This window comes from Diaphorobacter sp. LI3, assembly GCF_022807955.1.
In the GTDB taxonomy this organism is placed as follows: Bacteria; Pseudomonadota; Gammaproteobacteria; order Burkholderiales; family Burkholderiaceae_C; genus Diaphorobacter; species Diaphorobacter nitroreducens.
Genome location: NZ_CP094346.1, coordinates 2538342 through 2560250 on the forward strand (window position 1 = coordinate 2538342; position 21909 = coordinate 2560250).

General features: G+C 69.2%; 24 protein-coding genes, 1 pseudogene and 1 riboswitch. Of the genes and pseudogenes, 13 read left to right on the plus strand and 12 right to left on the minus strand.

From position 1 onward, the window contains the following. The first annotated feature begins 84 nt into the window (after positions 1-84). Both MRB47_RS11720 and MRB47_RS11725 read left to right on the plus strand, forming a co-directional pair. Positions 85-1497 (plus strand): dihydrolipoyl dehydrogenase, encoded by a 1413-nt coding sequence (locus tag MRB47_RS11720; RefSeq protein WP_252100788.1) that lies wholly within the window; start codon positions 85-87, stop codon positions 1495-1497. Between the two features lie 156 nt (positions 1498-1653). Then, positions 1654-1857 (plus strand): YjfB family protein, encoded by a 204-nt coding sequence (locus tag MRB47_RS11725; RefSeq protein ID WP_252100789.1) that lies wholly within the window; start codon positions 1654-1656, stop codon positions 1855-1857. 59 nt (positions 1858-1916) lie between these two features. Here MRB47_RS11725 and MRB47_RS11730 read toward each other — a convergent pair whose 3' ends face one another. Next, positions 1917-3044, minus strand: coding sequence for an NAD(P)/FAD-dependent oxidoreductase (locus tag MRB47_RS11730; protein WP_252100790.1), 1128 nt, complete (start codon positions 3042-3044; stop codon positions 1917-1919). A 21-nt stretch (positions 3045-3065) separates the two neighbouring features. After that, positions 3066-4616 (minus strand): amidase, encoded by a 1551-nt coding sequence (locus MRB47_RS11735; RefSeq protein ID WP_252100791.1) that lies wholly within the window; start codon positions 4614-4616, stop codon positions 3066-3068. 247 nt (positions 4617-4863) lie between these two features. On the opposite strand from MRB47_RS11735, the gene MRB47_RS11740 reads away from it, so the two are divergent. Next, positions 4864-5826, plus strand: coding sequence for an IS110 family transposase (locus MRB47_RS11740; RefSeq protein WP_011804582.1), 963 nt, complete (start codon positions 4864-4866; stop codon positions 5824-5826). A gap of 16 nt (positions 5827-5842) precedes the next feature. Here the strand turns inward: MRB47_RS11740 and MRB47_RS11745 are convergent, their stop codons facing one another. After that, a complete protein-coding gene (locus MRB47_RS11745) occupies positions 5843-6820 on the minus strand; it encodes a Bug family tripartite tricarboxylate transporter substrate binding protein (protein WP_252100792.1) in 978 nt (325 codons plus the stop codon). A gap of 70 nt (positions 6821-6890) precedes the next feature. Then, complete coding sequence (locus tag MRB47_RS11750) at positions 6891-8246, minus strand: D-serine ammonia-lyase (protein WP_252100793.1); 1356 nt, start codon at positions 8244-8246, stop codon at positions 6891-6893. A gap of 97 nt (positions 8247-8343) precedes the next feature. Between MRB47_RS11750 and MRB47_RS11755 the strand changes: the two genes are divergently transcribed. The 3 genes and pseudogenes from MRB47_RS11755 (at position 8344) to MRB47_RS11765 (ending at position 10976) form a co-directional block, all read left to right on the plus strand. Next, positions 8344-9297 carry a LysR family transcriptional regulator gene (locus MRB47_RS11755; RefSeq protein ID WP_252100794.1) on the plus strand — a complete coding sequence of 318 codons (954 nt, stop codon included), beginning with the start codon at positions 8344-8346 and terminating at the stop codon, positions 9295-9297. A 51-nt stretch (positions 9298-9348) separates the two neighbouring features. Beyond that, the gene (locus tag MRB47_RS11760) at positions 9349-9651 is read left to right on the plus strand and encodes a helix-turn-helix transcriptional regulator (protein WP_252100795.1); all 303 of its coding nucleotides are present in this window, start codon (positions 9349-9351) and stop codon (positions 9649-9651) included. A 12-nt stretch (positions 9652-9663) separates the two neighbouring features. Continuing rightward, positions 9664-10976: pseudogene (locus tag MRB47_RS11765) on the plus strand (type II toxin-antitoxin system HipA family toxin). Between the two features lie 248 nt (positions 10977-11224). Here MRB47_RS11765 and MRB47_RS11770 read toward each other — a convergent pair. After that, entirely contained in the window at positions 11225-12124 is a 900-nt protein-coding gene (locus MRB47_RS11770; RefSeq protein ID WP_252100796.1) for a LysR family transcriptional regulator, read from the minus strand. 95 nt (positions 12125-12219) lie between these two features. Between MRB47_RS11770 and MRB47_RS11775 the strand changes: the two genes are divergently transcribed. Next, the gene (locus MRB47_RS11775) at positions 12220-13287 is read left to right on the plus strand and encodes a sodium-dependent bicarbonate transport family permease (RefSeq protein ID WP_252100797.1); all 1068 of its coding nucleotides are present in this window, start codon (positions 12220-12222) and stop codon (positions 13285-13287) included. A gap of 120 nt (positions 13288-13407) precedes the next feature. Here the strand turns inward: MRB47_RS11775 and MRB47_RS11780 are convergent, their stop codons facing one another. The 3 genes from MRB47_RS11780 to MRB47_RS11790 form a co-directional block, all read right to left on the minus strand. Further along, the gene (locus MRB47_RS11780) at positions 13408-13971 is read right to left on the minus strand and encodes an ankyrin repeat domain-containing protein (protein WP_411275689.1); all 564 of its coding nucleotides are present in this window, start codon (positions 13969-13971) and stop codon (positions 13408-13410) included. A 70-nt stretch (positions 13972-14041) separates the two neighbouring features. After that, a complete protein-coding gene (locus MRB47_RS11785) occupies positions 14042-14374 on the minus strand; it encodes an SMR family transporter (protein ID WP_088886905.1) in 333 nt (110 codons plus the stop codon). Between the two features lie 105 nt (positions 14375-14479). Then, positions 14480-15325 carry a fumarylacetoacetate hydrolase family protein gene (locus MRB47_RS11790; protein WP_252100799.1) on the minus strand — a complete coding sequence of 282 codons (846 nt, stop codon included), beginning with the start codon at positions 15323-15325 and terminating at the stop codon, positions 14480-14482. Between the two features lie 151 nt (positions 15326-15476). Between MRB47_RS11790 and MRB47_RS11795 the strand changes: the two genes are divergently transcribed. Both MRB47_RS11795 and MRB47_RS11800 read left to right on the plus strand, forming a co-directional pair. Next, positions 15477-16085: a chromate transporter gene (locus MRB47_RS11795; protein WP_252102622.1), complete on the plus strand. Its 609-nt coding sequence runs from the start codon at positions 15477-15479 to the stop codon at positions 16083-16085. Between the two features lie 7 nt (positions 16086-16092). Further along, entirely contained in the window at positions 16093-16695 is a 603-nt protein-coding gene (locus tag MRB47_RS11800; RefSeq protein WP_015913169.1) for a chromate transporter, read from the plus strand. Between the two features lie 7 nt (positions 16696-16702). On the opposite strand, the gene ribB is transcribed toward MRB47_RS11800, so the two are convergent. The 3 genes from ribB to MRB47_RS11815 all read right to left on the minus strand — a co-directional run bounded on the left by ribB (position 16703) and on the right by MRB47_RS11815 (position 19143). Then, entirely contained in the window at positions 16703-17374 is a 672-nt protein-coding gene (gene ribB / locus MRB47_RS11805; RefSeq protein ID WP_011805469.1) for a 3,4-dihydroxy-2-butanone-4-phosphate synthase, read from the minus strand. Between the two features lie 128 nt (positions 17375-17502). Further along, positions 17503-17692, minus strand: a riboswitch (FMN riboswitch). A 3-nt stretch (positions 17693-17695) separates the two neighbouring features. Then, the gene (locus MRB47_RS11810) at positions 17696-18478 is read right to left on the minus strand and encodes an SIR2 family NAD-dependent protein deacylase (protein ID WP_252100800.1); all 783 of its coding nucleotides are present in this window, start codon (positions 18476-18478) and stop codon (positions 17696-17698) included. Beyond that, positions 18475-19143 (minus strand): TetR/AcrR family transcriptional regulator, encoded by a 669-nt coding sequence (locus MRB47_RS11815; protein ID WP_088886909.1) that lies wholly within the window; start codon positions 19141-19143, stop codon positions 18475-18477. The genes MRB47_RS11810 and MRB47_RS11815 overlap by 4 nt, the downstream gene beginning before the upstream one ends. An 88-nt stretch (positions 19144-19231) precedes the next feature. Here MRB47_RS11815 and MRB47_RS11820 point away from each other — a divergent pair, with 88 nt between their 5' ends. The 4 genes from MRB47_RS11820 to MRB47_RS11835 are packed head-to-tail and all read left to right on the plus strand — an operon-like array spanning position 19232 to position 21082. After that, a complete protein-coding gene (locus tag MRB47_RS11820) occupies positions 19232-19585 on the plus strand; it encodes a DUF1428 domain-containing protein (RefSeq protein WP_011805472.1) in 354 nt (117 codons plus the stop codon). A 54-nt stretch (positions 19586-19639) separates the two neighbouring features. Next, positions 19640-20092, plus strand: coding sequence for a VOC family protein (locus MRB47_RS11825; RefSeq protein ID WP_011805473.1), 453 nt, complete (start codon positions 19640-19642; stop codon positions 20090-20092). Between the two features lie 23 nt (positions 20093-20115). Then, the gene (locus MRB47_RS11830) at positions 20116-20562 is read left to right on the plus strand and encodes an SRPBCC family protein (RefSeq protein ID WP_252100801.1); all 447 of its coding nucleotides are present in this window, start codon (positions 20116-20118) and stop codon (positions 20560-20562) included. A gap of 34 nt (positions 20563-20596) precedes the next feature. Next, on the plus strand, positions 20597-21082 hold the full coding sequence (locus tag MRB47_RS11835; protein ID WP_252100802.1) for a VOC family protein: 486 nt from the start codon (positions 20597-20599) through the stop codon (positions 21080-21082). Positions 21083-21102: 20 nt separating this feature from the next. On the opposite strand, the gene rlmB is transcribed toward MRB47_RS11835, so the two are convergent. Then, positions 21103-21849, minus strand: a complete 747-nt coding sequence (gene rlmB, locus MRB47_RS11840) for a 23S rRNA (guanosine(2251)-2'-O)-methyltransferase RlmB (RefSeq protein ID WP_252100803.1) — start codon at positions 21847-21849, stop codon at positions 21103-21105. Between the last annotated feature and the right edge of the window lie 60 nt (positions 21850-21909).

Sequence of the window (21909 nt, forward strand, 5' to 3'; positions counted from 1 at the left end):
AAGCCCAACAATGCCTGCGCGCCTACATGCCGCGCCGGCGCACGCGGCGACACTGGCGGCCCGCATTGACAAGGAGCCCCCTCCATGAGCCAGCCGCTGGACGTGATCATCCTGGGCGCCGGGTCCGCCGGACTGGCGGCGCTGCGCGAGGTGCGCAAACGCACCGACCACTGGCGCATCGTGAACGACGGCCCCTGGGGCACCACCTGCGCGCGCGTGGGGTGCATGCCGTCCAAGATGCTCATCGAGGCCGCCAACGCCTACCATGCGCGGCGCGCGCTGCACGCCTTCGGCATCGAGGGCGCGGATGCGCTGCGGGTGGACCTGCCCGCCGTGCTGCGCCGCGTGCGCGCGCTGCGCGATGACTTCGTGGCCGGCACGCTGGCCGCCACCGACGCGGGCGAGCGTGCCATCAGCGGCCACGCCCGACTACTGGACGCGCAACGTGTGGAAGTGAACGGCCAGGTGCACACCGCGCGGCGCATCATCATCGCCACGGGCTCGCGCCCCATCGTGCCGGAGGACTGGCTGGCTTTTGGCGATCGCATCCTGACCACCGACACGCTGTTCGAGCAGCCCACGCTCGGCCCGCGCGTGGCCGTCATCGGGCTGGGGCCGCTGGGGGTGGAAATCGCGCAGGCGCTCGCGCGGCTGGGGGTGGAAGTGATGGCCTTCGCAACGGGCAAGAGCGTGGCCGGCCTGAGCGACCCCGCCATCAACGACGCGCTGCTGGCGCGGCTGAAGGACGAATTCATCGTCAACGTGGGCGACAAGGCCGAGCTGTGCGAGGTGGCCGGCGGCATACAGGTCACCAACGGCAGCGCGACCGTGGTGGTGGACCAGGTGGTGGCCGCCATGGGCCGGCGCCCCAACCTGGAACACCTGGGACTGGACACGCTGGGCGTGGCGCTGGACGACAAGGGCCGCCCGCCCATCGATCCGTGCACCCTGCAGGTGGGCAATCTGCCCGTCTTCATCGCGGGCGATGCCGATGGCGACCGCCCTCTGCTGCATGAGGCTGCGGACGAGGGCCACATTGCCGGGCTCAACGCCCTGGCGCCCTCGCCGCGTGGCTTCGCCCGGCGCACGCCGCTGGCCATCACCTTCAGCCAGCCCAATGCCGCCGTGGTGGGGCAGCGCCATGCCGATCTGCCCGAGGGGCAATGGGTGGGGGGCACGGTGGACTTTGCACGCCAGGGCCGCGCGCGCGTGGCGCAGTGCAACCACGGGCGCCTGAACGTGTACGCCGAACACGGCAGCGGCCGCCTGCTGGGCGCCGAGCTGTGCGCGCCAGCGGGCGAACACATGGCTCACCTGCTGGCGCTGGCCGTCGAGCAGCGGCTGACGGTGCACGACCTGCTGCGCATGCCCTTCTACCATCCGGTGCTGGAGGAAGGCCTGCGCACGGCGCTGCGCGACGCGGCCTCGCGCCTGCCCAAGGCCAGCGATTCCGACCTCGCCGCCTGCGAGGCCTACGGCGCGAGCGCGCTGGACTGATACAAAAACAATAGCTGGCTGCGCTTGCCAGGATGGATTTTCAGCACCAAAACAGCTTGAAATTCTTACGTATCAAGCGCCAACAGCTATGTTTATAGAAGCACCCTTGAATCCGCGGTGAACTGGCCGATAACAAGAGGTACACCGGAGATCGCCATGGACATCGCCCTCACCCAATCCATCGTCAGCACCGCCAACGCCCTCGCAAGCCGCGAGACGGCCGATGCCGTCCAGGTCACCGTGCTGAAGAAGGCCCTGGACACGCAGGAAACGGCCGCGGCCACCCTGCTCGCCGCCCTGCCCCAGCCACCGCTGGCGACCGAGGGCCCGCTGGGCACGCAGCTCAACACCTACGCCTGACGCGCACGGCGCGCTGGCTTTTTTTCGCCGGCTCAGGCCGGCTTCAGCTCTGGCCTTGCTCAGCGCAGCCGCGCAGGCGACAGGCCCGCCACGTCCACACCCTCGCGCGCCAACTCGGGGGCCAGCGGCTCGCCCAGTGCCAACTGCCGGGTCAGCAGCGCCGCACCCGCCGCGCTCTGGATGCCATAGCCGCCTTGCGCGGCCAGCCAGAAGAAGCCGGGCACATGGTTGTCCCAGCCAATGACCAGGTCGCCATCGGCCACGAACGAGCGCAGCCCCGCCCAGGTGTGCGAGGGGCGGCGGATCTGAAAGCACGTCACCTGCTCGATGCGGTGGATGCCCAGGGCCACGTCCAGTTCCTCAGGCACCACGTCGTGCGGCGCCACGGCATCGGCATTGGCGGGGGAGCCCAGCATCTGCCCCGCGTCGGGCTTGAAGTAGTAGTCCTCCGCAATGCCGATGACGGCTGGCCAGTGGGCCGCTTGCATGCCGGCCGGCACGGGGAAGGTAAAGGCTGTGCGCCGCCGCGGCTCCAGCCCGATGGGCGGCACGCCCGCCTGGGCTGCCACCACGTCGGCCCAGGCGCCTGCGGCATTGACCACGGCGCGCGCGCGCAGCACCTCGCCATCGGCCAGGGTGATGTGCCAGCCCTCCTCGCCCCGCTGCAGGGCCGTCACCTCGGCATGGGTGCGGATCTCGCCACCACGCTGGCGCAGGCCGCGCAGGTAGCCCTGGTGCAGCGCATGCACGTCGATGTCGGCGGCGCCGGGCTCGCTCATGCCCGCGGCCACGGCCTCGGGGCGCAGGCACGGGGCCTGCTCCAGCAGCTCCTCGCGCGTCAGGCGGCGCACCTGCGGGTTGCGCGGCAGCGCCTCGGCGTAGGCGGCTTCCAGCAGGTCGAGCTGGTCGGGCCCCGCCAGGTACACCACGCCGCGCGGCGTGAGGATGGGGGCGCTGCCGAATTCGGGCGGCGGTGCATCGTAGAACGCGCGGCTGGCCCGTGTGAGTGCGCAGATGTTGGGCGTGCCATAGGTGGCCGAGTACAGCGCAGCCGACCGGCCGGTGGTGTGGTAGCCGGGCTGGGCCTCGCGCTCCAGCAGCAGCACGCGGCAGTGCGCGGCCAGTTCCCAACCGGCGGAGGCGCCGGCAATGCCCGCGCCGATGATCACGAAGTCATAGGGTTGCATGGGTTCCCTCGCCAATCACTGTCAGACCGCCGATGCCTGCTCCGCGGCACCGCGTGCGCCCAGCCGCGGCACGCCGCGCGCGTCATCGGGGTCCGGCGCATGGGTGACGATGGAGGTGAGCGCGGGTTGCACCGGCCCCAGCCGGGCCAGGTCGGGCCGCGGGCGCTGCAGGCCATCGATGCGGGCGAAGGCCTGCTCCAGCCCCAGGCCGATGGAAAGCAGGCGATGGTCGTCCCGAAAGCGCCCCACCACTTGCAGGCCGAACGGCATCCCGGCCGTATCGCGCCCGCAGGGCACGCTGAGCGCGGGGTGCGTGGTCAGCGTGGTCACATAGGTCAATGCCAGCCAGCGGTAGTAGTTGGCCTGGGGTTCCCCGTTGATGTGGCTGGCGTACAGCGCGGTCCACGGGAAGGGCGAGACCGGCGTGGTGGGTGCCAGGATCACGTCGAAGTTGGCAAACGCCTCCTGGAAGCGCGCCAGGATGCGCGTCTGCTCGGCCTGCGCCCAGGCGCTGTCCAGCAGCGACATGGCCGCGCCCATCTCGTAGTTGGCGCGCGTGTTGGGGCCCAGGCTGGCGGGGTCGCGCTCGTAGGCTTCGCGCATGCCGGCCACGAAGCTCTCGGCCCGCAGCACGTCAAAGCAGCGGTGCACGTCGCCCAGGTCCAGCCGGGTCTCGTCGCAGGAGCGAAACAGGTGGCGCATGGCGCCGATCTTGGCGCGGAACACCGCGCGGATGCCGTCGTCCACCGCGCAGGCGCCGAAGTCTTCGGTGTAGCCCACGCGCAAGCCGCCCAGGTCGGCCGGCTCCAGGTGCAGGAAGCTGTGGGGGTCCAGCGGATAGGTGAGCGGGTCGCCCGCCGACAGGCCGGCCGATGCGGCCAGCTGCAGGCAGGCCTCGGCCATCGTGCGGCCCATGGGGCCGACCACGGAGATCGGCGTCCAGCCGAGCAGCTTGCGCGAGCTGGGCACCACGCCGGGCGACGGCCGAAAGCCCACCACGCCGCACTTGGCCGCGGGGATGCGCAGCGAGCCGCCCGTGTCCGAGCCCGTGCACACCGGCAGCATGTCGCAGGCCAGCGCCGCGGCCGACCCGCCGGACGAGCCGCCCGCGTTCAGGCGCGGATCGAACGGGTTACCCGTGGCGCCCCAGACCACGTTGCGCGAATTGGCGCCCGCGCCCATCTCGGGAATATTGGTCTTGCCCGTGACGATGGCGCCGGCCGCGCGCAGGCGCGCCACCAGCACGTTGTCCTGCGCGGGGATGTTCTCGCGGTAGATGGGCGAGCCGTAGGTGGTCAGCAGGCCGGCGGTGGCCTCCAGATCCTTCACGCCCATGGGCAGCCCGTGCAGCAGGCCGAGGGGCTCGCCGGCGCGCACCGCCCGCTCGGCGGCCTGCGCCTCGGCGCGGGCGCGGTCGTAGCAGGTGGCCGTGACGGCGTTCACATAGGGGTTCACCGCCTCGATACGGTCGATGCAGGCTTGCAGCAGCTCGACGGGCGAGATCTCGCCCGTGCCGATGCGGTGGCGCAGTTCATTGGCAGACAGTTCCACCAGCGTGGGATCAGCAGTCATGGTCGTGAAGAAGGTCCAGGGGCCATTGTGGATGAGCCGCGCCTTGTATCTTTAAACCAGACCAGCGCGGTAGAGTCTGAACGCCGTTGAGGCGGCCAGACCGGCCCGTGCAGTTTGGTAGGCGCTGGGGTGATAGAGCCCGTGACTGAGTACAGAACGCATGGCCGCCGCGCTGGTCTTCGTGAAGCCCGAACGGTTACGCGCGCCTTGATTGAGCGCGCATGCACAAGCAAGGGATCTGAAGATCATGTCTGTTACCTCAGTGACGGTGGGCATCGACGTGGCCAAGGCGCACGTGGATGTCTGTGTGCTGGGTGCCAAGAGCAGCGCCCAGCGGTTTGACAACGATGCCGAAGGCCACTCGGCGCTGGCGGCTGCCCTGCAGCCCCTGGACGTGGGTCTGGTGGTGATGGAGGCCACCGGCGGCTACGAGGCCGCGTTAGCGTGTGCCCTGCAGGCCACAGGCCTGCCCGTGGCGGTCATCAACCCGCGCCAGGCGCGCGACTTCGCCAAATCCATGGGACGCCTGGCCAAGACCGACGCGGTGGATGCGCGCACGCTGGCCGAGCTGGCAGCGGTGCTGCTGCGCCGCGACGATCTGCAGCGCTTCTTGCGCCCCCTGGCCGATGAGCGCCAGCAGTGGCTCGCGGCCCTGGTCACGCGCAGGCGCCAGTTGCTGACCATGCTCCATTCGGAGCGCCAACGGCTGCAGATCACGCCCAAGAAGCTGCACGCCAGCATCGAGGCCATCGAGGCGGCGATCAAGGCGCAGCTCGATGAGATCGAAGAGCAGATGGTCACGCATGTGCGCGAGCACTTTGGGGAGCTCGACACGCTGCTGCAGTCGGCTGCGGGAGTCGGCCCGGTGGCCAGTGCCACGATGATTGCCGAGCTGCCAGAGCTGGGCCGGCTGAACCGGCGCGAGATCGCTGCATTGGTGGGCGTGGCGCCCATGGCCAATGACTCCGGCGGCAGCAAGGGCAGGCGGCGCGTACAAGGCGGGCGCTTCGAGATCCGCCGCGTGCTGTACATGGCAACGCTCACGGCCACCCGCTACAACCCGGCCATCAAGGCCTTCTACGAGCGTCTGAAGGCCGCTGGCAAGTTGCCCAAGGTCGCCCTGGTCGCTTGCATGCGCAAGTTGCTCACCACGCTCAACGCCATGGTGCGCACTGGAAAACCTTGGGACAAGTCGCTTCATTGCGCTTGACTTCGAAGACGGTTACTCAGTCGGCGGTGATGCCCGCGCGCTGGGCGATGGCACGCATCAGCGGCAGCTCCCGCTCGATCAGGGCAGCCAGCTCGGCCGACGAGGCGAATGCCGGCTCGAAGCCCAGCGCGAGCAGGCGCTCGCGCGTGTCCGGGTCGGCCACCACCTCGGCCAGCGTCTTCTCCAGCCGCGCCTTCACCGCAGTGGGCAGGCCTGCGGGCGCCACCAGGGCCAGCCAGGTGTCCATGTTCAGGCCGGGGTAGCCGCTCTCGGCCAGCGAGGGTACCTGGGGCAGCAGGGTCGAGCGCTTCTCGGTGGTGACGGCAATCGCCTTGACTTTGCCCTCCTTGAGCTGGGGCAGCGCGGCCGACACCGTGTCCACCGTGAACGGAATCTGCCCGCCGATCAGGTCCACCATGGCCGGCGCGCTGCCCTTGTAGGGCACGTGCTGGATCTTCAGGCCCGCGGCATGAAAGAACATCTCGCCCGCGAACTGCGAGGTCGTGCCCGCACCGAAGGAGCCATAGGAATACTTGTCGGGCGCGGCCTTCACGGCGCTGACGAACTGCTTCACATCGTTGACCGGCACGCTCTTGCTGGCCAGCAGGATCAGCCCCGTGCGCCCGGTGATGCCGATGGGATCGAAGCTCTTGACGGGGTCATACGGCAGCCGGGGCCGCACCGCCGGGTTCACCGTGAAGGTGGTGCCTGAGCTCAGCAGCAGCGTGTAGCCGTCCGGCGCGGCCTTGGCCACGTAGCTCGCGCCGATCACCGTGCCCGCGCCAGCGCGGTTGTCGATGACCACGCTCTGCCCCAGCTTGTCGCCCAGCTTCTTGCCGACCAGGCGCCCCAGCACGTCGGTGGCTCCACCCGCGGGGAACGGAATCACCAGCGTGATGGGCCGGGAGGGAAACGCCTCCTGCGCATGGGCGGGGGCGAAAGCGGCGGCACCCAGGGCGCAGGCCAGCATGGACAACATCGTCTTGCGGTTCATGGCGTTCTCTCCAGTCAAGCCAGTTAAAAAAACAGATCCTTTCGCGGGGCCAGGACTCGGCGAAGGCGCGTCAACCCAGGGCCCGGCCACGTTCCTCGAAGCGCGCGTAGGCCTCGGGCGGCACGTACAGTCCGCCGGTGGTCCACACCAGGTGCGTGGCCTGCGCCAGGTGGGGCCACAGACCTTGCGCGTGCAGCCAGGTGCGGCCCGTCTCGGTGCCCGTCAGGAAACCGGGGCCGCTCAGGCCCGCCGCTGCGGACGGCTCGATGCGCTCGCCGGTGGCGTCCAGCACCTGTACCAATTGGCGAAACAGGGTGTCGTCGCACACGGTGAAGCAGCCCGCCAGCAACGGCTCCATCAGCTCGGCCGCGGGCAGGGACGCGCGTGGCACGGCCAGGCCGTCGGCTTCCGTCCGGTTGGTGAGGCCCCAGTCGTACACCGAGGGGTGTGCGCCCTGTCCGGCCATCATTTGCACCATGAAACACGGCGACTGCACGGGCTCCGCGAAAAAGCAGTGCACATGCGCCCCCAGCACCTGCCGCAGGCCGAAGGTGATGCCCGCCGGCGCCCCCCCCACCCCGCAGGGTAAGTAAACGAACAGCGGGTGCTGCGCATCCACGACGATGCCTGCGTCCCGCAACTGCTGGCGCAGGTGAAGCGCCGCGGCGCTGTAACCCAGCAGCAGCGACAGCGAGCGTTCGTCGTCCACGAAATGGCTGAACGGGTCCTGCGCCGCCTGCGCACGCCCCGCGGCCACAGCGCCCTCGTAGTCACCCGCGTGCTCCACCACCTGCACGCCGCGCTGGCGCAGACGCTGCTTCTTCCATTCCTTGGCATCGGCCGACATGTGCACCACGGCACGAAAGCCCAGCGCCGATGCCGCCACGCCGATGCTCAGGCCCAGGTTGCCCGTGGAGCCGACGGCCACGGTGTAGCGCGCAAACACGGCGCGCGCAGCGGGGTTTGCCAGGGCACGGTAGTCGGCAGTGCCGGACTGCGGCGTCAGCAGGCCGTGCTGCAGCGCCAGGCGCTCGGCCAGCTCCAGCACTTCATGGATGCCTCCGCGTGCCTTGATGGACCCGGCCACGGGCAACCGGTGGTCCGCCTTGATCCACAGCGCGCCCTGGCCCGCGGCCAGCCCCGCCGCTGCGCGCAGGCTGGACGCTGGTAACAGGGGCGACTCGATCACGCCACCCGTCGCCTGCAACTCGGGGAACACGCCCTCCAGCAGCGGCGCAAAGCGCGCGAAGCGTGCCGCTGCCTTCTCCGTATCATCCAGACTAATGTGATCACCGGCCACGGCCTGCCGTGCGGCGGGTATGGGCTGCCTGTGCGGGTTGAGCCATAGGCAGGGCTCGGCGCGGCGCAGCTGTGCGGCCGGAGTGTCGTCCTGCAAGCGGTCCTGTGGGGAAACAACGGAGGGCATGGGCTGCGGTCGGTGGAAGGTGGATATAGACGGCATTCTTGGCACGCCCCGGCACCGATACAACTCATTTATATTGACGAGTGCATTAGTTTGAATAATGAATTCACGGCTTTTTCCTTCCCTGCTCGCGTGGCTGCGCTGCTTTGAAGCGGCCGCACGCCACGGCAGCTTCACGCGCGCGGCGGCGGAGCTGTGCATCACCCAGGGCGCGGTGAGCCAGCAGGTCAAGCAGCTGGAAACCTGGCTGGGGCGCCCCCTCTTCGTGCGCACGCCCCGCACCCTCATGCCCACGCCCGAGGGCAAGTGGCTGGCCGTGGTGCTGCGTGAGAGCTTCGGCGCCATCGAGGACGCCCTGTCGCAGATGCGTGTGACCGACGATACGCCGGTGGCCACGCTGAGCTGCTCCCCCTCGTTTGCCATGCAATGGCTCACGCCGCGGCTGGGGGATTTCTTTCGTGAGCACCCGGACGTGGGCCTGCGCGTGTTTGGCGAGTTCCACCGGCTGGACCGCACCCGCATGGTGCGCGACGGGGTCGAGGCGGCAGTGCGCTTCGACCTGGGCGGCTACACCGACCTGCGCGCCAGCGTGTTCCTGGATGAGTGGCTGATTCCCGTGGCCAGCCCCGCCTTCCTGGCCGCCCATCCTGACCTGCAGTCACCCTCGCAATTGCGCGGTGAATGGCTGCTGCACGACAGCAGTGCCTGGGAGGGTGCCGACCCATTCGAGGAATGGCAACACTGGTGCGCCTGCACGGACACAGCGCCGCCCGCCTGGGGCGCCGGGCAGCAGTTCAACCTGTCGCAATTGGCGCTGAGTGCCGCCCTGGCGGGCCAAGGCATTGCCATGGGGCGCGCGGCCCTCGTGCTGGAAGACGTACAGCACGGGCGGCTGGTGCCGCTGTTCGGGTGCAGCGTGCGCTCGCGGGCGTCGTACTCTTTCGTCACCACGGCGCATCCCAGCCCGCCGATGCTGCTGGTCAAGGAATGGCTGGCGCTGCAGGCACAGCGCTTTGCGGAGTTGCGCGGGGCTCTGCTGCCGTATCCCGCTTGAAAGAAGAAACTTATAAAGCGCTTTTTAATAAAAAAGCGTATAAAGGATGGCATGACGCATTCGTTGATCACCACATTGGCAGAAGTGCGCAAAGCCCGGCGCATCACGCAGGCCGACCTGGCCGCACAAGCCGGCCTGTCGCGCATGGCCGTGCAGCGCACCGAGACGGGGGACGTGGACCCGCGCTTTTCCACCCTGGCCGAGATGGCCCGCGTGCTCGGCATGGAACTGATTGCCGTGCCGACCGAACTGGGCCCCGCGCTGCAGGCCTTCATCCAGTCGGGGGGTAAGTTCCTGGGCCAGCCCTCGGGGGCGGACGCGCCACTTTCAGTGGTGGAGAGCCTGGGTCGCTGAGCGAGACACACGATGAGCACCGCCATCCGCTACCTGCGCCTGTACCTGCACCGCCCTGCAGCGCAGGGAGGCGGGCGGCGCGGTATCGGCTACCTGTCCCAGTACGGCGACATCCTGCGCGTGTCCTTCGATGAGGACTACATCGCCGACCCGCAGCGCCCCACCCTGTCGCTGAGCTACCGCGGCGCGAACGAGGCGGACACGCAGCAGATCCTGCGCTCGGCGCGTGACGCCCGCTTGGTGCGCACCGACGGGCGTTGGCCGGCGTACTTCCAGAATCTGCTGCCCGAGGGCCACAACCGCGACCGCCTGGCGCGCGAACGCGGCTGCGCGCCCGACGACGAATTCGAGCTGCTGGCCGCCGCCGGCCACGACCTGATGGGCGCGCTGGAGGTCGAACCCGTGCCCGCCCAGGAGGGCGTGCCCGACGTGGTGCGCTACTGGCACACCACGCAGGGCCTGGACGTGCTGGAGCCCGGGTTTGTCGAATACCCGGTGGAAGACGCCGCCTCGCTGCCCGGTGTGGTCACCAAGTTCAGTGCCGTGCAGGACGGGCGCCGCTACCTTGTCAAGCGCCGCGGCGCCGCCGGCAGCGTGATCCTCAAGCTGCCCACCACCGCCCACCCGGACCTAGTGGCCAACGAGTTCACCTGCTACCAGCTGGCCGGTAGCCTGGGCCTGCATTGCGCCCAGGCGCGCATCATCACCCGCGCTGAGGCGGAGCTGCCCGAGGCCGTGCCGTTCGACAACATCCTGGCCGTGCAACGCTTCGACCATCTGGCCGACGGCACCCGCGTGCACATGGAGGAGTTCAACCAGGCCCTGGGCTACGCGCCGCGCCAGAAGTACGGCAAGGGCCTGTTGCAGGACTGGGCCACCATGCTGCGCGTGGTCGATCGCCTGAGCGACCAGCCCGTGCAGGACACCCGCGAGTTCCTGGCCGCATGGTGGCGTTCATCCTCATGGGCAACACCGACGCGCACCTGAAGAACTGGGCCCTGGTCTACCCCGACGGGCACACGCCGCGCCTGGCGCCGCTGTACGACCCGGTGTGCGTGGCTGCGTTCTTCGAGGGAGCGACCGAACACCAGTACGCGGTGAATCGCGCCATCGACCGCAGCATGCGCGCACTGGACTGGGACGCACTGCAGGCTCTCATCAAGACCGCCGGCCTGTTGCGCATACCGCGCCACCTGGCACTGCTGCGGGACGTGGTACGCCGCGCGCAGGCCGACTGGCCCGCACTGCTCGCTGACGCCCCCTCCACGCTGCAGCGCACCGTGCAGGCGCGGCTGGCGGGTGGCATCGCACTCACGCACCCATAACAGTCGGGCCCGGTCCAGCCGGGTGCGGCACCCACCCCCGTCGGTGAAAAGCCTGTGAGGCCACGCCCCGCACGCGCAGGAGCCGGCGCAGCAGTCCGTTGCCCGACAGCCTTTGCCACAGGGTGCTGCCTAGATGGACGTGCAAACCGGTGCCTGCCCCGAGTCTGGCCATCGTCAGTCACAGCCATGAGGCGGCGGCGACCGCGCCTTCATTGGCCAAGGGATAAGCCAAGCCCCGCCGCGGTCCCTCAGCGGCTCTGCATCCATCCAGCAGCCTCATCCATCAAATGCCCGCGAAACACTTCGGCAATGGGCGACAGCCGCTTGCCCTTGGGCCAGACCAGGTGCCACTGCGATTGGATGGGAAAACTCTGCACGTTCAGAATGGCAAGGCCATCGAGGTGCGGACCCAGCGCGTGCCGCGAAACGATGGAAACGCCCAGCTGCCCTTGCACCGACTCCTTGATGGCCTCATTGCTGCCCAGCTCCAGTACCGCAGCGGGCGCAAAGCCCAACTGGCGCAGATGGGCGTCCGTCGCCATTCGTGTGCCTGAGCCTTTCTCGCGCAGGATGAACCGCTCGCTCTGCAACTGCGGCAAGGCCACCCGTTTCTTGGCGGCCAGCCGGTGCCCCGCGGGAGCGATGACCACCAGCGGGTTGGGCATGAGCACGTGGTCCTCCAGCGGCAAATCGCCCGGCGGCATGGACATCACGTAAAGATCGTCCTGGTTGGCACGCAGACGGGTGATGACATGGTCGCGGTTGAGCACTTCCAGCGAAATGTCGATCTGTGGGTGCAGCTTGCAAAAGCTGCCTAGCAAGCGGGGAACGAAGTACTTGGCGGTGCTCACCACCGCCACCTTGAGCCGGCCGCTGGTCAGGCCCTTGGCGCCCAAAATGCCCTGCTCAAACGCATCCCACTCGCTGGCGATGGCGCGGGCGGTGCGGGCCAGGGCCTGGCCCGCCTCGGTCAGGTACACGCGGCGCGACACCACCTCGTACAGCGGCACGCCCACCGCTTGCGCCACCTCGCGCAACTGCATCGAAGCCGTGGGCTGGGTCACGTGCATGAGCTTGGCGGCGGCGCTCACGCTGCCCGTCTCGGCCAGCGCAAGAAACAGGCGCAGTTGGCGAAAAGTGATATTCATAGATTTTTATCTATAGATAACCGCATTCGAATCGATTTTACTTTGCCCCCTGCCCTCTCTAGCATCGCCTCCCATCACCCATGTGGAGTTGAAGAATGCAAAGTTTGCTGGACCCTGCGGTCCTTTTTTTTGCGCTGGGCGCTTTTGCGGGCCTAGTGCGGTCCAACCTGGAGATGCCTGCAGCCATCTCGAAGTTCTTGTCGATTTATCTGCTCACGGCGCTGGGCCTGAAGGGCGGCTTTGCGCTGGCGGCCTCGGGCTTCACGGCCAGCGTGGCCAGCAGCCTGGGGCTGGCGGTGCTGCTGGCCGTGGTGGTGCCCCTGGTGGGTTACGCGCTGCTGCGGCGGGTGCTGTCGGGCTTCAACGCGGCGGCCGTGGCGGCCACGTACGGATCGGTCAGCGCGGTGACATTCGTGACCGCCACGCAGTACCTGGAATCGCAATCCATCTCCTACGGCGGCTACATGGCAGCGGCCATGGCGCTGATGGAGTCGCCCGCCATCCTCCTGGCCGTGATGCTGGCCAATGCGCTGCGCCAGCGCCAGGCGGTGCCCGCAGCCCATGCTGCGCCCGTGATGGCCGTTTCTCCTTCAGGCACCGCGGCCCTGGCCGGCCCCGGCGGGCTGGGTGCCGCGGGCCCCACCCCAGCGGGCAAGGGCGGTCCGGCCTTGTCGGTGGGGAAGATCCTGCGCGAATCGTTCACCGATGGCACCCAACTGCTGTTGCTGGGCGCCATGCTCATCGGCCTTGTCACGGGCGAGGCAGGCAAGGCTGCCATGCAGCCGTTTTCGGGTGACCTGTTCAAGGGCATGCTCTGCCTGTTCCTGCTGGACATGGGCTTGTCTGCCGCGCGCAATCTGCCCGCCGTGCGCAAACAGTCGCCCTGGCTGTTGGCCTACGCAGTGTGGGGTCCGCTGGTGCATGCCAGCGTGGCGGTCGGCCTGGCGTGGCTCGCCCAGGTGCCCGCGGGCGACGCCGTGCTGCTGATGGTGCTGGCCGCCAGTGCGTCGTATATCGCCGTGCCCGCCGTGGTGCGCTATGCGATACCCGAGGCAGATCCTTCGCTGTACGTCAGCCTGTCGCTGGGCGTGACGTTTCCGCTCAACATCCTGCTGGGCATCCCGCTGTATACGCAGGTGGTGTTGCAGTTGTGGGGTGGTTAACGGCTTGGGCGCCAAAGCGCATTGCCCCGGCGGTGGCATCCGCTGCCGGGCATATGCCACCCATTTTGCTATCAATAAAGTAGCTTCAACCGCTTATCCAACCAGCGCCGGATCGGCTTTTCACTCAGAACTTTCGGCACCTGCCGAGCGCAGCAGGGCAGCCGCCGCGTCGGCTTTCATCGCGAGGGCGCAGCCCAAGGCGGTGTTGCCTTGCAGGTCGGCCGCGCGCGGGTTGGCGCCGCGTGACAGCAGCAGTTCCACCACGGCCGGGTGGTTGAACAGGGCGGCGAACATCAGCGGCGTACGGCCATCGGGCGAAGGCCCGTCCACGGCCGCACCACCGTCCAGCAGCAGGCGCACCATGTCCACGTCGCCCTTGAAGGCGGCGCCGGCCAGCGGCGTCTGCCCGCGGCCGTTCACCAGCCCCGCGTCGGCTCCGCGCGCCAGCAATAGCCGCGCGGCCTCGGCATGGCCGTGATAGCTGGCCAGCATCAGCAGGCTGTCGCCCTGGGCATTGCGCAGGTCGGGCGGCAGGCCGTTGTCCAGCCACAGCGCCAGACGCGCGGCGTCGCCCTGGCGCGCGGCGTCGAACACCTTCTCGGCAAAGGCCAGGGTGGCTTCATCCAGGGCGGGGCGTTCGGGCGTGGCGGTCATGGGGTTCTCCAGCGTCAAGGTGTGAGCCATTGTAGGAACGGGCACCCTGCCCCGCCGCGCATTTGCGCTATGGCTTCGATAGCTTGACAGGCCGCACGGGTCAATGCCCCGTGACCTTGGAGAGCAGCTGGATCACCAGCACGCCGCCCACGATCATGGCCATGCCGACGACGGCCGGCAGGTCCAGCTTCTGCCCATAGAGCAGCCAGCCGACCAGCGAGATCAGCACGATGCCCAGCCCCGACCACACGGCGTACACCACGCCCGTGGCCATGTGGTTCATCACCTTGGAGACGAGGTAGAACGCCACGCAGTAGCCCAGCACCGCCAGCGCGCTGGGCCCCAGCCGCGTGAGCCCCTGCGAGGACTTGAGCGCCGAGGTGGCCACCACCTCCGCCACGATGGAGATGCCGAGCAGAAGGTACGGATGCATGGGTAAGAAAGTGCGGTGCGTGCGAGATTTATCAAAATGATAGCTGCTCGCGCTTGATGGGAAAGCGCTCCAGGCATATTTGGCTTGAAATTCCCACGCAACACCCTACCCGCCCGTGCAGACCAGCCGCTGCTCGCCCAGCCCCGTCGCGCCCAGCCGCATCACGTCGCCCGCGCGCAAGAAGCGCGGCGCGGGCTTCTGTCCCAGGCCCACGCCGGCGGGCGTGCCAGTGAGCACCAGATCGCCCGGCTCCAGCGTCATGAACTGGCTGACGTAGGCCAGCACCCGGGGCACGCCGAAGATGAAATTGCGCGTGTGGCCGTCCTGCATGCGCTGGCCGTTCACCTCCAGCCACAGCCCGATGGCGTGCGGGTCGGGAATCTCGTCGGTGGTCACCAGCCAGGGGCCCACGGGCGCGAAGGTGTCGCAGCCTTTGCCCTTGTCCCACTGCCCGCCACGCTCCATCTGGTAGCTGCGCTCGGACACGTCGTTGGCCAGCACATAGCCGGCCACATGGGCCAGCGCATCGGCCTCGGCCACCTGTTGCATGCGCGTGCCGATGACGATGCCCAGCTCCACCTCCCAGTCGGTCTTGAGCGCACCGGGCGGGATGCGCACGGCGTCCGTGGGGCCGCTGAGCGCGCTGGTCGCCTTCATGAACAGCACGGGTTCGGCGGGCGCGGGCAAGCCGGCCTCGGCCGCATGGTCGGCGTAGTTCAGGCCCACGCAGACGATCTTGCCGACACCGCCCACGGGGCAGCCCAGGCGTGTGCCGGGCTCCACCGCGGGCAGGCGCGCGGCGTCGATGGCGGCCAGCGCGGCCAACGTGCGCGGCGCCAGCTGCGTGGGGCCGATGTCCGGCAGCAGCATGGACAGGTCGCGCAGCACGCCCTGGGCGTCGATCAGGCCGGCGCGCTCCGCGCCGGGTTGTCCGTGGCGGACGAGTTTCATGGGTGTCTCCGTGGGTTTGATCGGGACGATCTTATGCACGCCATCCCGTTCATCCATCGCATCGACTGATGGCCGCATCGCGTTTGGCGATGGCGAGGCCGGCACGGCCGCCGCGCGGCACGCGTACGATGCGCAGCTTCGCCGCCCCGCCATGCACCCTCACATCCCCGAATCGCCCGCCAGCCCCCCCGCGGACGACCACCCACGCCCGCACAGCCTGCGGGAGCTGTTCTGGGCCTTCACCTGGCTGGCGCTGCAGGGCTTTGGCGGCGTGCTGGCCGTGGTGCAGCGCGAGCTGGTGGAACGCCGCCGCTGGATGAGCAACGAGCAGTTCGTCGAGGACTGGGCCGCCGCGCAGATCCTGCCGGGCCCGAATGTGGTGAACCTGTCCATCATGGTGGGCGACCGCTACTTCGGCCTGCGCGGCGCGCTGGTGGCCGTGGCGGGCATGCTGTTGCTGCCCATGCTGCTGGTGGTGGTGCTGGCCGTGGTCTACGCCGGCTTTGCCGACCAGCCCATGGTGGCCGGCGCTCTGCGCGGCATGGGCGCCGTGGCCGCAGGCCTGGTGGCGGGCGTGGGCTGCCGCCTGGCCGCATCGCTGCGCAAGCATCCGCTGGGGCCCTGGGCCTGCGGCGCGATCGCGGCCGCCACCTTCGTCGCCATGAGCGTGCTGCGCCTGCCGCTGGCCTGGGTGCTGCCCGTGGTGGGCGGCGCGGCCTGCGCCCTCACCTGGCGCAAGCTCGCTTCCGCGGGGCACTGACGCAGCCATGGCCGCACCGCTGACCTTGCACCTGCAGCCGCTGGACTGGCTGAACCTGTTCCTGTACTACCTGTCGCTGTCGCTGCTGGCCGTGGGCGGCGCCATCGCCACCGCACCGGACATGCACCGCTTCCTGGTGGAGCGCCAGGGTTGGCTGACCGAGGTGCAGTTCAACACCTCCATCGTCATCGCACAGTCGGCTCCCGGGCCCAACGTACTGTTCATCGCCCTGCTGGGCTGGAACGTGGGCCTGAACGCAGCCGGCACCGGCACGCATGCGGCCTGGGCCTTCGGCGCGCTGGGCGTGGCGGTCTGCATGCTGGGGGTGCTGCTGCCCAGCAGCCTGCTGACCTGGGCCGCCACGCGCTGGGCACACCGCAACCGCGAGCGCCGCTCGGTGCGCGCCTTCAAGCAAGGCATGGCACCACTGGTGATCGGCCTGCTGCTGGCCACGGCCTGGGTGCTGGGCAGCGCCCATGGCGAGCCCGCGCAAGACTGGCCACTGTGGCTGCTGAGCGCGGCCACCACCCTGCTGGTGTGGCGCACGCGCATCCACCTGTTATGGCTGCTGGGCGCGGGGGCGTTGCTGGGCGCGTTCGGCTGGGTCTAGCGCGGTGTCAGGGCTGGCGCGCGCGACGGTAGTCCGCCAGCGCCCGCACCGTGGTGCACAGCAAGCCATGTGCACGGGCAAAGCGGGCCACCTGTGCGCCGCGCGCCATGCTGCCGTCGGGGTTCATGAGCTCGCACAGCACGCCCGCAGGCGGCAGGCCGGCCAGCACGGCCAGGTCCACGGCCGACTCGGTATGGCCGTCACGCTCCAGCACGCCGCCCGCGCGTGCCACCAGTGGGAACACGTGGCCCGGGCTTACGACCTCGGGCGCGCACCCCGGCGCCGGAATGCGCAGGGCGCACCGCACGGTCTGCAGGCGGTCGGCCGCCGACACGCCGGTACTCACGCCATGCGCGGCCTCGATGGACTGGGTGAACGCGGTGGAGAACGCCGAGCGGTTCACCTCCACCATGGGCCGCAGCCCCAGCGCCTTGGCATGCGCGGGCGTCAGGCACAGGCAAACGATGCCGCTGCCCTCACGGATCATGAGTGCCATGGTGGCCTCGGTCATGTTGGCGGCAGCGCAGACCAGGTCGGCCTCGTTTTCGCGGTCGGCGTCATCGAGCACCAGCACAGGGCGGCCGGCCGCGATCGCGGCGATCACCGCGGGCAGGGGCGCGAGCGTGACCTCCTGTGGGAGATCGCCAGGGGCGGACAAGAAAGTGGCGGGAAAAGACATGAAACGCTCCTCGGTTGAAATGAAGAAACGCCTCAAGGCATGCAAGAAGCACCCACGCGCGCCATGGGGCCGGGGCCCGGCACGTGCGAAGCACACGGCCGCGCCCAGGGCGCTGGGCCCCGGTCGCGGCACGTCTTCTTTCATCCGGACTATGACCGTCGGCCCCGGACTGGGAGTGGCCTGCGCCGCCCCGCACCGGGTCTGCTGACCCCCGGTTGCACTGATGGCAACCGGGGCGCTCGCGGGCTCGCGGTGCAAGAAAACCTCCATGCGCCGCCTACCGCCGGTGGGGAATTCCACCCCGCCCTGAAGACCTGCCGATTATGGCGCCCCAACCATCGGCGGCCCGTCCAGCAGCAACGGCAACAGCCGCGCCGCCGGGCCGCGCAGCACGGCGTGGGCGATACCGTCCAGTTCGCTGGCCGCGGTGTTGACCACCACCACGCGCGCACCGGCATGGCGCGCCTGGTGCGCCAGCCCTGCGGCCGGGTACACGGCGCCCGCGGTGCCCACCACCAGCATCAGCTCGCAGGACTGCGCCGCCTCCTGCGCCGCGGCCAGCACCGGCAGCGGCAAGGCCTCGCCGAACCAGACCACGCCAGGGCGCACCAGGTTGCCGCAGGTGGGACAGCGCGGCGGGTGGCCGGGCGCGACGTGGGCCAGATCGCAGCAGGCACGCGGACGGTCGAGCCAGCGGTCGGCCGTCAGGTCACCATGCAGGCACAGCACATCCGGGCTGCCGGCGCGCTGGTGCAGGCCGTCCACGTTCTGGGTGATGAGCGTCAGCCGCCCGCGCCCGTGCTGCGCAAACGCCGCCAGCGCCCGGTGGCCCGCGTTGGGCTGCACGCCCGCGAGCAAGCCGCGGCGGTGGGCGTACCAGTCCCACACCCGCGCGGGCTGGGCCCTGAAGCCGGTCTCGCTGGCCATCTCCATGGGGTTGAACTGCGCCCAATAGCCCGTCTGCGCATCCCGGAACGTGGGGACGCCCGACTCGGCGCTGATGCCTGCGCCTGTCAGCACCGCGATGCGGCGCGCATCGCGCACCCACGCCCGCACCTCGTCCAGCGGGGTGCAGGGGCCGGACGTTCCGGCATCGTCCGTCATGCCGCGGCCTCGGCCAGCAGGCCCTGCTCGACCATGGCGACCAGTCGCTCGGCCAGCGCCTGGCAGCCGGCCTCGTCCAGGCCGCGCAAGGGCCCGTCCAGCATCAGCATCGCCATGCCATGCACGGCGGACCAGGCCATGAACTCGGCGCCCGGGCGGCGTGCGGGTGGCAGCAGACCGGCCTGCACCATGCCGTCGAGTGTGTGCCCCAGCAGTTCGAACGGATCCATGCCGCTGGCCCCGCGCGCCGCACCATCGTCCGGCGCGCGCTCGTCCACATCAAAGGGCCGCGCCACGAAAGCGGTGCGGAACAGGCCCGGCTCGTGCCGCGCAAAGCGCAGATAGCCCAGGCCCACGCCGCGGAACGCGGCGCGTGCACGCTGGCGCGGATCGCGCAGCCGGCGCGTGGCATGGATCTCGGCCTCGATCGCGCGCGCCAGTTCCGACAGCGCCACCGCGCGCACGGCTTCCAGCAGCGCCTGGTGGTTCTGAAAGTGCCGGTACGCCGCATTGGGCACGACACCGGCACGGCGCGTGGCTTCGCGCAGCACCACCGCGGCAGGGCCGCCTTCGCGCGCCAGCGCCACACCGGCGTCCAGCAGCGCGCGCTTCAAATCCCCATGGCGGTACGTGGCACGCGCGGGGCTCAGGTCTTCATTCGGCATTTACGAGTTTTTACAGATACACCGTCCACATTTATCGACGCAGCCCGAATACACTGCAAGTGTACATTGTCCACAAAGGAGTTGCGCCATGGAACCCGACAGCTACATCGACGGCTTCGTGCTTGCCGTCCCCACTGCCAACAAGGAGACCTTTCGCCAGCACGCCAGCGAGGCCGCGCAGATCTTCAAGAAGCACGGCGCCCTGGAGATCGTGGAATGCTGGGGCGACGACGTGCCCGAGGGCAAGCTCACCTCCATGCCCCTGGCCGTACAGCGCAAGGACGACGAGACCGTGGTCTTTTCCTGGGTCGTGTGGCCCTCGCGCGCGGTGCGCGATGCCGGCATGCAGGCCGTCATGGACGACCCGCTCTGCCCCAAGGACATGCCCTTCGACGGCCAGCGTGTGATTTATGGCGGGTTTCGCGTGCTGGTACACGCGTAAACGGCGCGCACCTCTTCCCCTTCTACTCCACTCAAACCACCCCAAGGAGACACCATGCAGTTCACGCCCTACCTCAACTTCGACGGCAACTGTGCCGAGGCCTTTGCCTTCTACGCCAAGCTGTTCGGCGGCACCATCGTCCACCAGAGCACCTTTGGGGAGATACCTCCCTCCGAAAACATGCCCCCGCTGCCCGAGGCCGCCAAGAGCCGCATCATGCATGTGCAGCTGCAGATCAAGGATCAGTCGTTGATGGGATCGGACGCCATGCCGGCCATTCCCGGGCAGGACCCCAATGCCTGTGGTGGCGGCTACCAACTGCCGCAGGGTCTGTGGGTGTCGATCCAGGCCGCCGACGCGGCCGAGGGGCGCCGCCTGTTCGATGCGCTCAGCGCCGGCGGCGAGACCGTCATGCCATTTGCCGCGACCTTCTGGTCACCCGGCTTCGGCATGGCGCGCGACCGCTTCGGCACGCCGTGGATGGTCAACGTGACGGCACAGGCCTGATGCCCCACACCCAAGGAGGCCATATGTCCGACCGCACCGTTCGTTTGCACCGGGTGCTGCGCACCACGCCGCACAAGCTGTATCGCGCCTTCCTGGAGGGCGACGCCATGGCCAAATGGCTGCCACCCCACGGCTTTACCTGCAGGGTGCAAGAACTCGACGCCCGCGTGGGAGGTACCTTCCGCATGTCGTTCCACAACTTCGGCTCGGGCCAGTCGCACGCCTTCGGCGGCGAGTACCTGGAGCTGGTGCCGGAGGAGCTCATCCGCTACACCGACCGGTTCGACGACCCGAACCTGCCCGGCACGCTGGAGGTCACCGTCCGGCTCACGCCTGTGAGCTGCGGCACCGAGCTGAGCATCACCCAGGCCGGCATTCCGCAGGCCATTCCGCTGGAAATGTGCTACCTGGGCTGGCAGGAATCTCTCACCCAGCTGGCCGCGCTGGTGGAGCCCGACATCCCGGGTTAAAGGCCCAGCAGTCCCGACTCAGCAGGAGCACCCCATGACGCAACCCGCCAAAAACACCGTCTGCCTGTGGTTCGACGGCACTGCCGAAGAAGCCGCGCGGTTCTACGCGAAAACCTTTCCCGACTCATCCGTGAGCGCGCTGCACCGCGCGCCGGGGGACTTTCCGTCAGGCCACGAGGGCGATGTGCTGATGGTCGAGTTCACGGTGCTGGGCATCCCCTGCCTGGGGCTCAACGGCGGCCCGGCCTTCAAGCACAGCGAGGCTTTCTCGTTCCAGGTGGCGACCACCGACCAGGCAGAAACCGACCGCTACTGGAATGCCATCGTGAACAACGGCGGCCAGGAAAGCGACTGCGGCTGGTGCAAGGACCGATGGGGCCTGTCCTGGCAGATCACGCCCGTGGCCCTGACCCGCGCGGTGACCGACCCCGACCGCGCCGCCGCCAAGCGCGCGTTCGACGCGATGATGCAGATGCGCAAGATCGACATTGCCGCCATCGAGGCGGCGCGCCGCGGCTAGGGGCCGGGCGCCTTCGGCGTTCAGGCGCGCTGGCGCAGCGCCTCGTAGAGGCACACCGCGCTGGCCACCGACACGTTCAGGCTCTCGACAGCGCCCTGCATAGGGATCTTCACCAGCTCATCGCAGGTCTTGCGCGTGAGTTGGCGCATGCCCGGGCCCTCGGCGCCCAGCACCAGGGCGACCGGGCCTTTCAGGTCCACCTGGTACAGCGTCTTGTCGGCATCGCCACTGGTGCCGATGACCCAGATGTTGCGCTCCTTGAGCTCGTTCAGCGTGCGCGCCAGGTTCGTGACCATGAAGTACGGCACCGTCTCGGCCGCGCCGCTGGCCACCTTGGCCACGGTGGCGTTGATGCCCACCGCATGGTCCTTGGGGGCGATCACCGCATGCGCGCCCGCGCCATCGGCCACGCGCAAGCAGGCGCCCAGGTTGTGCGGGTCGGTCACGCCGTCCAGCACCAGCAGCAGCGGGTTTTTCACGCCGCGGGCCTCCAGCTCGTCCAGCAGCCCGTCCAGCGTGCGCACCTGCGCCACGGCCTCGACCCGCGCCGCCACGCCCTGGTGGCCATGGCTGCCGGCCAGCTTGGCCAGGCGCAGGCCGTCGGCTTCGATCAGGCGCGCCCCCGCCTCGCGTGCGCGCTCCAGGAACTGGCGCATGCGCGCGTCGCGGCGCGTGGGCTCGTAATAGATCTCGATGATGCTTTGCGGCGCGGTCTTCAGGCGCACGCCCACGGCGTGAAAGCCGAAGAGGACTTTGGGGGAGGACATGGGTTGCGATTATCCCGCCAGCGCCCCCCACTGGCACCGTGGCGCGGCGCAGGCCACCGC

Coding starts and splice junctions, on each gene's coding strand:
- MRB47_RS11720 (WP_252100788.1), top strand. CDS start 85: ATGAGCCAGCCGCTGGACGTGATCATCCTGGGCGCCGGGTCCGCCGGA.
- MRB47_RS11725 (WP_252100789.1), top strand. CDS start 1,654: ATGGACATCGCCCTCACCCAATCCATCGTCAGCACCGCCAACGCCCTC.
- MRB47_RS11730 (WP_252100790.1), bottom strand. CDS start 3,044: ATGCAACCCTATGACTTCGTGATCATCGGCGCGGGCATTGCCGGCGCC.
- MRB47_RS11735 (WP_252100791.1), bottom strand. CDS start 4,616: ATGACTGCTGATCCCACGCTGGTGGAACTGTCTGCCAATGAACTGCGC.
- MRB47_RS11740 (WP_011804582.1), top strand. CDS start 4,864: ATGTCTGTTACCTCAGTGACGGTGGGCATCGACGTGGCCAAGGCGCAC.
- MRB47_RS11745 (WP_252100792.1), bottom strand. CDS start 6,820: ATGAACCGCAAGACGATGTTGTCCATGCTGGCCTGCGCCCTGGGTGCC.
- MRB47_RS11750 (WP_252100793.1), bottom strand. CDS start 8,246: ATGCCCTCCGTTGTTTCCCCACAGGACCGCTTGCAGGACGACACTCCG.
- MRB47_RS11755 (WP_252100794.1), top strand. CDS start 8,344: ATGAATTCACGGCTTTTTCCTTCCCTGCTCGCGTGGCTGCGCTGCTTT.
- MRB47_RS11760 (WP_252100795.1), top strand. CDS start 9,349: ATGACGCATTCGTTGATCACCACATTGGCAGAAGTGCGCAAAGCCCGG.
- MRB47_RS11770 (WP_252100796.1), bottom strand. CDS start 12,124: ATGAATATCACTTTTCGCCAACTGCGCCTGTTTCTTGCGCTGGCCGAG.
- MRB47_RS11775 (WP_252100797.1), top strand. CDS start 12,220: ATGCAAAGTTTGCTGGACCCTGCGGTCCTTTTTTTTGCGCTGGGCGCT.
- MRB47_RS11780 (WP_411275689.1), bottom strand. CDS start 13,971: ATGGCTCACACCTTGACGCTGGAGAACCCCATGACCGCCACGCCCGAA.
- MRB47_RS11785 (WP_088886905.1), bottom strand. CDS start 14,374: ATGCATCCGTACCTTCTGCTCGGCATCTCCATCGTGGCGGAGGTGGTG.
- MRB47_RS11790 (WP_252100799.1), bottom strand. CDS start 15,325: ATGAAACTCGTCCGCCACGGACAACCCGGCGCGGAGCGCGCCGGCCTG.
- MRB47_RS11795 (WP_252102622.1), top strand. CDS start 15,477: ATGCACCCTCACATCCCCGAATCGCCCGCCAGCCCCCCCGCGGACGAC.
- MRB47_RS11800 (WP_015913169.1), top strand. CDS start 16,093: ATGGCCGCACCGCTGACCTTGCACCTGCAGCCGCTGGACTGGCTGAAC.
- ribB (WP_011805469.1), bottom strand. CDS start 17,374: ATGTCTTTTCCCGCCACTTTCTTGTCCGCCCCTGGCGATCTCCCACAG.
- MRB47_RS11810 (WP_252100800.1), bottom strand. CDS start 18,478: ATGACGGACGATGCCGGAACGTCCGGCCCCTGCACCCCGCTGGACGAG.
- MRB47_RS11815 (WP_088886909.1), bottom strand. CDS start 19,143: ATGCCGAATGAAGACCTGAGCCCCGCGCGTGCCACGTACCGCCATGGG.
- MRB47_RS11820 (WP_011805472.1), top strand. CDS start 19,232: ATGGAACCCGACAGCTACATCGACGGCTTCGTGCTTGCCGTCCCCACT.
- MRB47_RS11825 (WP_011805473.1), top strand. CDS start 19,640: ATGCAGTTCACGCCCTACCTCAACTTCGACGGCAACTGTGCCGAGGCC.
- MRB47_RS11830 (WP_252100801.1), top strand. CDS start 20,116: ATGTCCGACCGCACCGTTCGTTTGCACCGGGTGCTGCGCACCACGCCG.
- MRB47_RS11835 (WP_252100802.1), top strand. CDS start 20,597: ATGACGCAACCCGCCAAAAACACCGTCTGCCTGTGGTTCGACGGCACT.
- rlmB (WP_252100803.1), bottom strand. CDS start 21,849: ATGTCCTCCCCCAAAGTCCTCTTCGGCTTTCACGCCGTGGGCGTGCGC.